Origin of the sequence: Nitrospirillum pindoramense, assembly GCF_007827955.1 — a bacterium.
GTDB lineage: Bacteria > Pseudomonadota > Alphaproteobacteria > Azospirillales > Azospirillaceae > Nitrospirillum > Nitrospirillum amazonense_B.
Window position 1 is genome coordinate 24803 of the sequence record NZ_VITR01000002.1, and the last position, 12813, is coordinate 37615.

Genomic DNA, 12813 nt, shown 5'->3' on the forward strand with positions numbered 1-12813 from the left:
CTTGGCCGGGACAAACAGACGCGCTGGCGGCCCTTTACCGCCTCAACTCCCCAGTGCATTCTTGATGCGCCAAACAACAATACGGGGCTGGCGGCGGGCATGAACGCTCTGGAATTCACCGCGATCCGCAAATCCTTCGCCGATTTGCTCGCCGTCGATGATTTGAGTTTCCAGGTGCGCGACGGTGAGGTGTTCGGCTTCCTGGGCGGCAACGGCGCGGGCAAGACCACCTCCTTGCGCATGGTCCTGGACATCATCCGTCCGGATAAGGGCGAAATCTCGATATTCGGGCGGCCGCCGGACCGGAAGCGGTCGGGCGAGATCGGGTTCCTGCCGGAAGAACGGGGCCTGTACCGCACCATGAAGGTGCTGGACACCATCGTTTATTATGGCCAGCTCAAGGGCATGAGCGCCGCCGACGCCCGCGCCGAGGGACGGGCCCTGCTGGAACGGTTTGGCTTGGCCGCCTTCGAGCGAACGCGGATCGACAAGCTATCCAAGGGCATGGCGCAGAAGGTGCAGCTGGCCACGGCGGTGGTGAACAAGCCGCGCCTGCTGATCCTCGACGAACCGTTCTCCGGGCTTGATCCCCTGAACCAGGGCTTGCTGGAGGATGAGATCCGGCGGGCCCGCGATGGCGGCGCCACGGTCATCTTTTCCACCCACGTCATGCAGCATGCCGAACGGCTGTGCGACCGCTTGCTGCTGCTGGCCAAGGGGCGCAAGCGGTTCGAGGGCACGCAGGATGAGGCGCGCGCCCTGCTGCCCGCCCGCCTGTCCGTGATCACCCGGGCCGATGCGGCGACCTTACCCGGGGTGCAATCGGCCGACGCCGGTGCGCCCCTGGCCGACGATGAAGGCGACGGCTGGCGGGAGTGGGAGGTGAAGCTGGCGCCCGGGGTGGACCCGGGGGATGTGCTGGAACGCTGCGTCGCGGCGGGGGTGCCCCTCCGCCGCTTCGAACAGCGCCGGGCCAGCCTGCACGACGCCTTCGTCCATATCGTCGGCCCGTCGTTCATCGACCCGGCGGGCAAGCCCATCCCCAATAAGCCCAGCCAGGGAGAAGCGGCATGATCCGCCATATCCTGCTTGTCGCCACCCGTGAGTTCCGCCAGATCACCGGCACCCGCGGCTTCTGGATCACCCTGCTGATCCTGCCCATCATGCTGGCGGCGGGGCCTGTCATCCAAAGCATCATGAGCCGGGACGAGATCGAGCGGGTCATGATCATCGACCGGGGCGACGGCGGGGTGGAAGCAGCCATCCGCGACGCCTTCGAGCGGGAGCAGCAGCGCGCCACGCTGGTGCAGCTGGGCCGCTATGTCGAGCGCCACCACCTGGAAAGCGCCGACCCGCAGGCGCCCTGGGCGGCGCATGGCCGTTGGTATACCGACCAGGATGTCCGCCAGTTCCGGTCCAATGGCGGCCTGTCGGCGGCGCTGGCCCAAATCCAGGCCGTCGCCCCGCCGGAGCTGCCGGCCTTCACCGCGCCCAAGCCGGACTATTCCTTCGTGGCGGCGCCGGCATCGGTGACCGCGACACCCAATGCCGGGCTGGACACGGCCCTGCATCCCCTTTTGCATCCGGACAGCACCAGCGGGGGCGTCCCTGGGGGTCAGGACGGCGCGATCAATTATGTGGTGCTGATCCCCGCCGACTTCGGGACTGCCAGCCAAGTCAGGCTCTGGGCCAACGGGCAGCCACATGGCGGCTTCGTCGATCGTTTGCAGCAGGTGCTGACCCATGACCTGAGGACCCGCTTCCTGGTGACCCATGGCACTACGGCCGAGGTCGCCGACGCGGCCGCGACGATCACGCCCATCGTCACCATCACCGCGCCGCCGCCGGGCGGTGGCGCGCGCGAGGCGATGCTGGTCCGCTCCATCCTGCCCTTGGTCGCCGCCTACATGCTGATGATGAGCCTCATGCTGTCCGGCAGCTGGATGCTGCAGAGCACGGTGGAGGAACGGTCCAGCAAGCTGATCGAGGCCGTGCTGTCCTGCGTGACGCCGCATGAGCTGATGTATGGCAAGCTGGCCGGAACCATCGCCGTGGGCCTGGCCATGATCGCGGTCTGGATCGGCTGCGCCTTTGTCGCCGCCTATGCGACCCATGGCGTGATCGCCGACATGATACGGCCGGCGCTGGCGCCACTGTCGTCACCGGGCGCCGTCGCCGTGATCGTCTATTTCCTGGTGATGGGCTACATCGCCGTCTCGGTGGTGTTCCTGGCCATCGGCGGCATCAGCGAGTCGATGCGCGACGCCCAGGCCTACCTGACCCCGGTGATGCTGATCATCCTGATGCCGGTCATCGCCCTGATCCAAGGCATCCTGGCGGGGGGCGGCGGCATCGGCATCGAGATCCTGACCTGGGTGCCCATCTGGACACCCTTCGCCGTGCTGGCGCGCCTGGGCCTGGGCATGCCGACGTGGGAGGTGCTGGGCGCCGGCGCCACCCTCGCCCTGTTCGCCGTGGTGGAGGTGATGCTGCTGGGCCGCCTGTTCCAGGCCAGCATCCTGGCCGCCGGCTCCCGGCCCAACCTGGCGACCATCATCGCCCGCATGCGCCGGTCTTGAGCGGGGAGCCCTACCCCACCACACCGCTCTCCAGCACCGTCAGGGTGCGGGCCGTGGCGTCCAGGTGGGCCTGAACGCCCAGCGGCACGGTCAGGGTGTCGTCGGTATGGCCCAGGGCCAAGCCTGAGAAGACGGGAATGCCCAAGTCGCCCAGCACCAGGTCGAACACCTCGTTCAAGCCATAGGGCGAGGCGTCGGAGGGCTTGTCGCAGCCGGCGCAGGCGCCGACGACGATGCCGGCCGCCACTTGAAGCTTGCCGGCATGGCGCAGGGTCCACAGCATGCGGGCGATGGCGTAGGGCGCCTCATCCACGTCCTCGACCATGAGGATGGCGCCGCGCGTGTCGATCTCCCACGGCGTGCCCATGGCGGCCATGATCATGGACAGGTTGCCACCCACCAGGCGGCCGCTGGCCTGGCCGGGTGCGATGGTGCGCAGCGGATAGGCGGGGCGGAGCGGGTTGCCCTCGTCCGGATTGCGCAGAACGCCCACGGGCTCCGGCGCGCACACGGCGCGGCGCAGCGCCTCCAGCGAATAGGGGGTGAACTTGGCCAGGCCCGGCATGCGGCCGTGGAAGGTGACCAGCCCCGCCTGGCGCGCGATGGCCAGGTGGAGCAGCGTCGGGTCGCTGAATCCTAAGAAGACCTTGGGGTGGCGGCGGATCAGGTCGTAATCCACACGGTCCACGATCTCGCTGACGCCATAGCCGCCCCGGGCGCAGAAGACGCCCCGGATGGCCGGGTCGGCGACGAAGCCATGCAGGTCGGACAACCGCTCCTGGACAGACGCGGTGAAGGCGCGCGAGCGGTCCAGCAGATGCGGGGACAGCACCGGCACCAGGCCCAGCGCCTGGATGACGGCGGTGACGCGGTCGGCGACGGCGGGATCATAAACGGCGGTGCTGAGGTCCAGCACGCCTACCGTGTCGCCATGCCGGAACATGGGGGGCCGCAACATCGGGGGGCGCACCAGGGAGGGCTTGACCGGGTCCGGGCCGCCCGCCACCGCCGGAGCCGAGGACGCGATGACGGCGGCGGTGCCCGCCGCCGCCAGGAATGAACGCCGATCCACTGCCGTTCCCCCTATCATGAGAACGACAGCTTAAAGGATACCGGCGGGCCCGCAAACCCGCCGGCGTCCCCAATGCTCAGATCGGCGCCGTGGCCGCGGCCAGCCAGGCGGCGGCGTCCGCCTCCAGGTGCGGCCCCACCTTTTCCGCCACGCGGGCGTGATAGGCGTTCAGCCAGGCCTTCTCGGCATCATTCAGCAGCGACGGCTCGATCAGGTTGCGGTCGATGGGCGCCAGGGTCAGGGACTCGAACGCCATCATGGGCAGGTCACCGCCGGGGATGGCGGTGGCGGCCTGCACCAGCACCAGGTTCTCGATGCGGATGCCGTAGGCGCCGGCGCGGTAGTAGCCGGGCTCGTTCGACAGGATCATGCCCGGGACCAGGGCCACGGTGTTCGGCACCTTGGCGATACGGGCCGATTCCTCATGCACCGAGAGGAAGCTGCCCACGCCGTGGCCGGTGCCATGGTCGTAATCCAGGCCCTGGGTCCACAGGAACTGGCGGGCCAGGATGTCGATCTGCGACCCGGTGGTGCCCTTGGGGAAGCGCAGGGTGGCCAGCGCGATATGGCCCTTCAGCACCAGGGTGAAGTGGCGTTTGGCCTCCGCCGGGGGCGTGCCGATGGCGACCGTGCGGGTGATGTCGGTGGTGCCGTCCAGGTACTGCCCGCCGCTGTCGATCAGGTAGACGCTGTCCTTTTCCAGCACGCGGTTGGTTTCGGGGGCCGCGCGGTAATGGACGATGGCGCCGTTGGGCCCGGCGCCGGAAATGCTGTCGAAGCTGGTGCCCCGGAACAGCGGCTGTTCCTTGCGGAAATCGAACAGGCGGTCCGACGCGTCGATCTCGGTCAGCGTGCCGCCGGCGGCGGCCCCGCTGAGCCAGTGCAGGAAGCGGATGACGGCGACACCGTCACGGACATGGGCGGCGCGGGAGCCCGCGATCTCCACAGTGTTCTTGGCCGCCTTGCGGAAGACCGTGGGGTCGCGCTCCTTTACCACCTGGGCACCGGCCTCGGTCAGACGGTCGAACACCCAGGACGCGGTCCAGACGGGATCGACGCGCACCTTGCCGCCGGTGGCGCCCAGGGCCTCCAGGGCGCCGCGCAGCTCCTCCGGCTTGCGGACGGAAACCTGGTTGCCCAGGTGGACCTCCAGCCCCGGAACCAGCTTGCGGTTGTCGATGAACAGGTCGACATCGCCATCGTTGGTCAACAGGGCATAGGACAGCGGCAGGGGCGTGTTGGGCACGTCGCCGCCCCGGATGTTCAGCAGCCAGGCGATACCATCCGGCTGGGTCAGCACGGCGGCCAGCTCGCCATTGCGCTTCAGCTCGGCCGCGATCTCCGCCCGCTTGTCGGCGGAGGACTGGCCGGCATGGGCCAGGGCGTGGGCGACCACCGGCCCCAGCGGGGCGGAGGGGCGGTCATGCCAGATGGCGTCCAGCGGATTGGTGTCCACCGCCACCAGCGTGGCGCCGGCGCGGGCCAGCGCCGTCTTCATGCGCTCGATCCAGCCCACGGTGTGCAACCACGGATCATAGCCGATGCGCCCGCCCTGCCGGACCACGCCGGCGATCCAGTCGCCATGGAAGGTCTCGGTCAGGTGGTGGCGCTCATACAGGCTGCCGGAGACCTGGGCCTGGGCCTGCAGGGTATAGCGGCCGTCGACGAAAATGGCGGCGCGGTCGCGCAGCACCACGGCCACGCCAGCCGAACCGGTGAAGCCGGTGATCCAGGCCAGGCGCTCACCGCGCGCCGGCACGTATTCCCCCTGGTATTCATCGGCCCGGGGAATGATGAAACCGTCCAAATCGGCGCGGACCAATTCGCCGCGCAGCGCCGCCACCCGGGCGGCGACATCTCCCACCTGCGGCGGGGGCGGCGCCTCGATCAGCGACTTCAGCGCCGTCAGCTGCGCCGCCAGCTCATCCGGCAAATCGGCGCCGAACAGGGACAGGAAATGCGCGGGGTCCACATCCTCCGGCGCCGCCCGTACGCCGCGCAGCAACTCCCTTACCCCAGCGACGTCACGGTCGATGCCAGCGGCCTTCAGCAGGCGGGCCAGTTCGGCATCGCCACGATAGGGGACGGCGGCGGGGGGAATATGGGTGCTATCCACGGGTAAGACGCCTCTCTCAAGACCGGCAAGCGGGCGGCCGATTGATTTGGGGGACGAACCTAGGACGCGGCACGATCGCACGCAAGGGCAGTCCCCAAGCCCGATTTCGCCAGTGTAGGCGAGGCTTTTGACGTCATCAAATTTTTTGGTGGGGAGAGGAAGCGTCGCGGCGGGGACCAACGCGGGGAGAAGACCCCCGCCGCGACTTACCGGCGCCGGTCGCCCGATGCCGTATTCGCGGGAACCGGTCGTCCCAGCAAGGGCGACCGGTCACCATCGGACTTCGTGATACGCCCCGACCCCGGGCCTGTCTGCCGCGTTTACAGTCTGGTTACATGAATTTACAGAAGGGAAAACGCCATCCGGAAGGGCGGTTGTCAGCCCTTCATCACCAGCGTGTTCCACTCACCGATCTGATACCGGCGCACCAGCTTCAGGCCCTGGCGGCGGTGGGCGGCGATCACCAGCTTTTCCTGCCGGGCCAGCAGGCCAGACAGCACGGCGACGCCCCCCCGGCGCAGGTTGCGGCGCAGCTGCGGCGCCATGCGGGCCAGGGGTCGCGCCAGGATGTTGGCGACGATCAGGTCATAGGGGCCCTTCTGCCGTACGATGGGGGTGCGATAGCCGTCGCCACCGCGGCAGGTCACCAGCTTGTCCACCTTGTTCAGGCGGGCGTTCTCGGCCGCGATCATGATGGACAGGGCGTCGATGTCCACCGCCGCCACCGGGGCGTGCCACAGCTTGGCGATGGCGAAGGCCAGGATGCCGGAGCCACAGCCCATGTCCAGCGCCCGGGTCACGGGCATGGACTTGTTGAGATCGCTGAGCGCCCGCAGGCAGCCCTGGGTGGTGGCGTGCTCACCGGAACCGAAGGCCATCGCGGCCTCGATCAACAGGCCGATGCAGCCGGCAGGCACCGGCTTCTTGTGGTGGCTGCCGTGGACGAAGAAGCGGCCGGCGCGGATGGGCGGGAAGCTGAGGTAGGTCTGGGTGACCCAGTCGATGGGGGCCAGCGGCTCCACCTCGATCTGCGGCTGGGGAACCCCCAGGGCCATGGCCAGGACAGTGACACGGGCCACCAGGCGGGACTGGTCGGGTTCGCCATGGCTGGTGCCCTCGATCAGCCAGTTGCCGCCCTCCTCCAGCTCGAAGGTGGACACGGCGTCAACATGGCTCTCCAAAACCTGGGCGAAGTTCTGCACCACGTCCTCATGCACCGTCAGTGCGACCCGCCACATGCCCGACATCACCGACACTCCCCGCAAAAATCATGAAGCCCATGGGAAAAGGTTCCGGCGAGCTGCCCCGCCGGAACCTGCGCATCCTCTATAAACGGTGCTGATTCGCCTGTGAAGGAAATCAGTCCTTCTGATCCAGCAACCGTTCCATCTCGGTGATGACGGTGTCCATGCGCCGCACCAGCGCTTGGTAGGGCGCCGGCGAGGCCATGTCCAGGCCGGCCTTTTTCAGCACGTCGACCGGATAGTCCGACCCGCCGGCCTTCAGCGCCGCCAGGTAGGTGTCGCGCGCCGCCGGCCCGCCGTCGCGGATCTTCTCCGTGAAATAGGCGGAGGCGGAGATGGAGGTGGCGTACTGGTAGACGTAGAACGGCCGGTAGAAGTGAGGAATGAAGGCCCATTCCGCCGCGTACACCGGGTCGATCTGCATCACGCCCTGGTCGGCGCCGTGATATTTGCGCAGGAGATCCAGGTAGATCTCCGTCATGCGCTTGCCCGACATGGGCTCGCCCTTCTCCACCGCGTCATGCACCCGCAGTTCGAACTCGGCGAACATGGTCTGGCGGAAGAAGGTGCCGCGGATGGTCTCCAGCTCATTGCCCAGGTACAGCAGCTTTTCCTGGCGTGTCTTGGCGTTGGCCAGCATGTAGTCGGACAGCAGGAACTCGTTGGCCGTCGACGCGATCTCCGCCATGAACAGCGAATAGCCCGCCAGTTCATAAGGCTGGCTGCGATTGGCGAAGGTGGTGTGCATGGCGTGGCCCCACTCATGGGCCAGCGTGGAGACGGAGTTGTAATTGTCCTGATAGTTCAGGAAGACCACCGGATGCAGGCCGTAGACACCGGTCTGGTAGGCGCCGGACTGCTTGCCCTCCTGCGGGTAGGCGTGCATCCAGCGGTGGCTGAAGCCGTCCGCCAGGGCCTTCTGGTACTCCTCACCCAGCGGCTTCACCGCCGCCAGCACCAGCTTCTCCCCCTCCTGGATGGGGAACTTGGCGTCCGACTGCACCAGGGGCGGATAGATGTCGTAATAGTGCAGGTCGGGTAGGTTCAGCATGCGCTGCCGCAGCTTGAAATAGCGGTGCAGCGTCGGCAGGCCCTTGTTGGCCTCCTGCACCAGGGTGCGATAGACCGCTTCGGGAATGTCGTTGCTGGACAGGGACGCCGCCACCGCCGACGGGTAATGGCGCAGCTTGGACTGGATGACGTCGCCCTGGACCGTATTGCCCAGGGTGGAACCCATGGTGTTGGCGTACTGGCCGAATTTGGTCCAGAAGGCGTCGAACACGGCCTTGCGCACGGCGCGGTCCGGGTCTTCCCGGTACTTCTGGTAATTGGCCTGGGTCAGCTTCACCGACTTGCCGTTCGGCAGGGTGATGGTGGGCCAGTCGATGTCGGCGTTGGCCAGCAGGTTGTAGGTGGTGCCACCACCGCCCAGCGCCGGGCCCAGCGCCGCCAGCACACCCTCCGCCTCCGCCCCCAGGGTGTGGGGTTTCAGGCGCAGGGCGTCGTGCAAGCCGAAACCGAACTTGGCCAGCTTGGGCTCGGCCCGCAGGTAGGCATCGATCTTGGCGGCCCCCAGGTCCTGGATTTCCGGCGACAGCCAGGCGGTGGCGGCCGACACCTCGCCCGCCAGATCCTGCGCCAGGCCGTCACGCTCCTGCGCCGCGGCGTCGCGCGTATCGGTGTTGGCGATGGTGCTGGCGTAGGTGCCCACCTGCTCCAGCTCATGATTGACGTGGGAAATGGCCTCCAGCGCCGCCAGGGTGGCGGCGGGGCCCTGGGCCAGCGTGCCCTTGTACTTGGCCAGGCCCGGCAGTTCCGCCTTGATCCTGGCCCGCGCCGCGTCCCAGTCGGCCGTCGACTTGTAATAGTCGCTCAGGTCCCAGATATACTTGGTGTCGACCTTGGGATCGTCCGCGGCGCGCGCCGGCACGGCCAGCGCCAGCAGGGAAACGGCCGACGCCGCCGCCAACACGGCGCGGCGCAATTTGGCGTGGTGTTGAGTGATATTGCCCGACATCAAGCAGAGCCCCCAATGTTCACGGCCCACATGGGCACGGGCGGGCCAGCGAGAGGCGGCCCGCAGATTACGCCCCTTATATCAGGCACTTGGAAGCACGGCGCGCGATGGTTTGTAACCAGTGCGTTACGGGCGGCCGGCGTCCTGGCCTGGGCAATGGGCTTGCATTGATCCGCGCGACCGATTCATATCATCTCAAATATGGCAACCACTGGCCGCAAATGTCCGCGCCCCACACCCAGGCTCCGGCCACCCTGTTCAGGACGGCGCTGATCGCCCATCGCGCCGGGGATCTGGCGACGGCGGCGGCAACTTACCAACGCCTGATCGACCGGACCCATCCCGACCAGCCGGAACATCGCGACGCGATCAGCAACCTGGCCGCCCTGCACCTGACCCGCGGAGACGCCGCCAAGGCCGACCAACTGTTCCAGGTGGGACTGGCCCTCGCCCCCCGCGATGCGCAGTTGCTGGATAACCGGGGGGTGGCGCTGCGGGCCCTGGGCCACCTCGCCGAAGCGGCGGAGCATCACCGCCTGGCCATCGGCGCCAGCCCCGACCGGGGCAGCGCCTACAGCAACCTGGGCATCTGTCTGACGGAACAGGGCGACCTGCAGGGGGCCTTGCGGTGCCTGGAGCGGGCGGTGACGCTGGCGCCTGACAGCGCGGACTTCTGGCATAACCTGGGCAAGGTCCACGAGGGATTGGACGATCTGCCGGCCGCCATCCGCGCCTATCGCCAAGCGGTGACCCTGTCCCCCCGCCATCAGGCGGCCTGGGTCAACCTGGGCGTCGTCCTGGATTTAGCGGGGGACAGCGCGGGCGCCCTCGCCGCCTACGACAGCGGACTGGCCCTGACCCCCGATGACGCCAAGCTCCATTGGAATCGCTCCCAGGCCCTGCTGAAGCTGGGGCGCCTAACCGAGGGCTGGCAGGAATACGAATGGCGATGGCGGGGAAGCAGCCGCCTGGCGACCCAGCGCCGGGCTTTCACGGCCCCACTCTGGCAAGGACAGGATCTGGGCGGCGGCATCCTGCTCATCCATTCCGAGCAAGGCTGGGGCGACACCCTGCAAATGCTGCGCTTCCTGGCGCCCGCGGCACGGCAGGCCAATGCCCGCCTGGTGCTGGAGACGCGGCCGGAGTTGATCCGCCTGATCGAGGCCAGCCTGGCACCCCTGGAGCTGGATAGAGCGCCTACCCTGTTGCCCCTGGCACCTGATTTCCCCGGCGTCTCCGGCCTGCCCCCCGCCGATGCGCACCTGCCGATGATGAGCCTGCCGGGGTGTCTGGGCGTCACCCTGGAAACGCTGCCTGGCGGACCGATCCCTTATTTACAGGCCCCGGAAGACAGCCGCCGCCGATGGGCCGGGCGCATCATGGAAGGCCGCGACGGCAAGCGCCTGGCTGCCGGGGTGGTGTGGCAGGGTAGCCCCAGCCACTGGAACGACCGGCGGCGCTCCCTGCCCCCGAGCGCCCTTAGCCTACTGCCGCGCCGAACGGACGTCGCGTGGCACAGCCTGCAAAAAGACGGCGGGCCCGTCACCGGGCTCATATCCCTGGGGCGGGATCTGACGGACTTCGCCGAAACAGCGGCGGCCATCAGCGCCCTGGACCTCATCATCACCGTGGATACGGCCGTCGCCCATCTGGCGGGCGCCTTGGGGCGGCCCACCTGGTTGTTGCTGCCCCATGTGGCGGAGTGGCGCTGGCTGGAGAACCGCGATGACAGTCCGTGGTACCCGTCCGTGCGGCTGTTCCGCCAGCCCACCCCCGGTGACTGGGCCGCCGTCGTGGCGGCGGTGGACAGGGCCCTGGATAGTTTTGAGACTGAGAGCGCGCCCTAACCCTGTTGGTCGGCGGCCTGGGCCACCCGCGCCTGATACTCCTGCCGCTGCCGCTCCCCCGCCTCATCGAACAGGAAGGGCAGATAGGCGTAGCGGCGTCCCCGGGTGACGGCCATGGCCTCGTGCAGCAGGCTGCAGGAGAAAACCACGGCACCGCCGGTGGGGGCACGGTAGGTGTGGGGGCTGAACTCGGGAAAGCGCAGGTCGCCCCCCTCATATTCTTCCGCGTTCAGGTTCACGGTGACGGCGAAGCGGCGATGGGCCGTGCCGGCGGCGGTGTTGTCGCGATGGGCCCGGAAATGCCCCCCCTCCGCCGCGTCGTAACAGGCGACGACGTGCCGCTCCATGCGGGTGGCCTCGAACGCGAAGGCCTGGCGCACCTGGGGCAGCAGGCGCCGGGCGATGCGCTCAGTCGCGGCCTGGCACACCGCCTGTTCTTCCATGAAATAGTCGCGGCGACGTTTGCGCTCATAGTCGTAGACGCCCACCAGGCGGCCGTCGACCTCGTTCATCACACCGGAATCCAGGCCGCCGTGCCGCTCATGCAGGGCGATCAGCACACGGCAGAAATCCGGCTCGAAAACCCGGGGAACCACCAGCACGGGCGCCTGCACCTCAACCCCCGCATGCAGGGCCGACGGCGGCAGCGACGCCAACGCCGCCATGACCCGATCCGTCTCCGCCGCTGGCGCCGCCATCAGCACACGCAAGGTGGGGTCCAGCAACAGCCAGAAGGCGGCCTGCCCCCCGTCGGCGTCAACGGCGCCATATCCCCGGCTGAGACTGGCGTCGTAATCCAGGAAGTAGCGGATGCCCGGGATTTGGGGCGCCACGCGGCCGGCGGCATCGTCCCCGGCATCGGTGGTGACACCGAAGAAGCACAGCCGCTCATCATCGAACAGCGCGCGGTTCGCGGCCACGGCGCCCAGCATCGCCGCCCCATCCGCGTCCGCGGCGGAGGCGAAGAAGCCAAGCAGGACATGGCGACCGGCAACGCTGTCCAAGGCATAGCGCGGATGACTGTGCGTGGGGCCGTTGAACCAGGGAACGGACTCGCCGCAGGAAAACCGTTCCCAAGGGGTTGATGCCGACATGACCACCTGACTTCCTAACCGCACCTGCAATGACCACCATAGCAGCAACCCGCCCCCCGGCCGCCAGGGGGCGTTCTGCCGCTGGCCCCGGCCCGTCAGCCGCCAGCCACCGCCGCCGTGAGATAGGCGGAGAGCACCAGCCGCATCTCCTGGAACAGGGCCGCCGCCTCAGCCTCCTCCGCCAATTCGGGAATGGTCTTCATCAGGTGCAGCAGCATGATGGAAAGGAGGTCGGCCCGGTCCGCCGACAACCCAGGCGCATGGGCGGACAGCACGCCGGCCATACGGCCACGGATGACGCCAAGCAGGTACCGCCGCCGGTTGGCGCCGTCCACACGGGCATCCATCAGCACCTTCAGGGCCGTGCGCTCGCTTTTCAGCGCCATCATCAGATCCAGCAGCGCATCCGCCATCTGGGCCGCCGTCATGTCGTGCGCCCGGGCGGCGATGGCGTCCAATCCAGCCGACGCCCGCTCGCCATAGCGGTGCAGTAGCCCTTCGGCCAAGGCTTCCTTGGATGGGAAGAAGCGGTAGAGGGAGCCGATGGCCGTGCTGGACCGCGCCGCGATTTCGGTCATCGTGGCGGCGTCATAGCCCTTTTCCGCGAACACCAGGGTGGCCGCGTCCAGCAGTGCCGCCACGCGCATGCGCCCCCGCGCCCGCTTGGGCGCCCGGCCAGCGTCCAGGACATCGGTCGCGGCGGCGCCGGTCACGGCCGTATCGGCGGATGTTGACTTTTGCGAGGACATCCTCAACTATCCGTTATGCGAGACTACCCTCGCATAACACGGGCCACCGCCGCCGTCACGTTCCGCGATAGCGGCGTCAGGAAGGGGCCATCCGG

Annotated in this window: 9 protein-coding genes; 3 read left to right on the top strand and 6 right to left on the bottom strand. The window is 68.2% G+C overall.

Annotated elements, in window-relative coordinates; translation table 11 throughout:
• The first annotated feature begins 99 nt into the window (after positions 1–99).
• Together FBZ90_RS02720 and FBZ90_RS02725 are read left to right on the top strand one after the other, a co-directional pair.
• Positions 100–1074 carry an ABC transporter ATP-binding protein gene (locus tag FBZ90_RS02720; protein WP_145729521.1) on the top strand — a complete coding sequence of 325 codons (975 nt, stop codon included), beginning with the start codon at positions 100–102 and terminating at the stop codon, positions 1072–1074.
• The gene (locus FBZ90_RS02725) at positions 1071–2579 is read left to right on the top strand and encodes an ABC transporter permease (protein WP_145729522.1); all 1509 of its coding nucleotides are present in this window, start codon (positions 1071–1073) and stop codon (positions 2577–2579) included. Before FBZ90_RS02720 ends, FBZ90_RS02725 begins: the two co-directional genes overlap by 4 nt.
• 10 nt (positions 2580–2589) lie before the next feature.
• Here FBZ90_RS02725 and FBZ90_RS02730 read toward each other — a convergent pair whose 3' ends face one another.
• The 4 genes from FBZ90_RS02730 to pepF all read right to left on the bottom strand — a co-directional run bounded on the left by FBZ90_RS02730 (position 2590) and on the right by pepF (position 9028).
• Positions 2590–3651, bottom strand: coding sequence for a S66 peptidase family protein (locus FBZ90_RS02730; protein WP_246130118.1), 1062 nt, complete (start codon positions 3649–3651; stop codon positions 2590–2592).
• Between the two features lie 76 nt (positions 3652–3727).
• Positions 3728–5767, bottom strand: coding sequence for an aminopeptidase P family protein (locus FBZ90_RS02735; RefSeq protein ID WP_246130119.1), 2040 nt, complete (start codon positions 5765–5767; stop codon positions 3728–3730).
• Between the two features lie 377 nt (positions 5768–6144).
• Complete coding sequence (locus tag FBZ90_RS02740; RefSeq protein ID WP_145729523.1) at positions 6145–7014, bottom strand: 50S ribosomal protein L11 methyltransferase; 870 nt, start codon at positions 7012–7014, stop codon at positions 6145–6147.
• A gap of 112 nt (positions 7015–7126) precedes the next feature.
• Positions 7127–9028: an oligoendopeptidase F gene (gene pepF / locus FBZ90_RS02745; RefSeq protein ID WP_145729524.1), complete on the bottom strand. Its 1902-nt coding sequence runs from the start codon at positions 9026–9028 to the stop codon at positions 7127–7129.
• A 221-nt stretch (positions 9029–9249) separates the two neighbouring features.
• Between pepF and FBZ90_RS02750 the strand changes: the two genes are divergently transcribed.
• A complete protein-coding gene (locus FBZ90_RS02750; RefSeq protein ID WP_186455576.1) occupies positions 9250–10875 on the top strand; it encodes a tetratricopeptide repeat protein in 1626 nt (541 codons plus the stop codon).
• Here FBZ90_RS02750 and FBZ90_RS02755 read toward each other — a convergent pair.
• Both FBZ90_RS02755 and FBZ90_RS02760 read right to left on the bottom strand, forming a co-directional pair.
• A complete protein-coding gene (locus FBZ90_RS02755; protein WP_145729526.1) occupies positions 10872–11969 on the bottom strand; it encodes a 2OG-Fe(II) oxygenase family protein in 1098 nt (365 codons plus the stop codon). The two genes, FBZ90_RS02750 and FBZ90_RS02755, sit on opposite strands and share 4 nt — an antisense overlap.
• A 95-nt stretch (positions 11970–12064) precedes the next feature.
• Positions 12065–12718 carry a TetR/AcrR family transcriptional regulator gene (locus FBZ90_RS02760; RefSeq protein WP_145729527.1) on the bottom strand — a complete coding sequence of 218 codons (654 nt, stop codon included), beginning with the start codon at positions 12716–12718 and terminating at the stop codon, positions 12065–12067.
• Between the last annotated feature and the right edge of the window lie 95 nt (positions 12719–12813).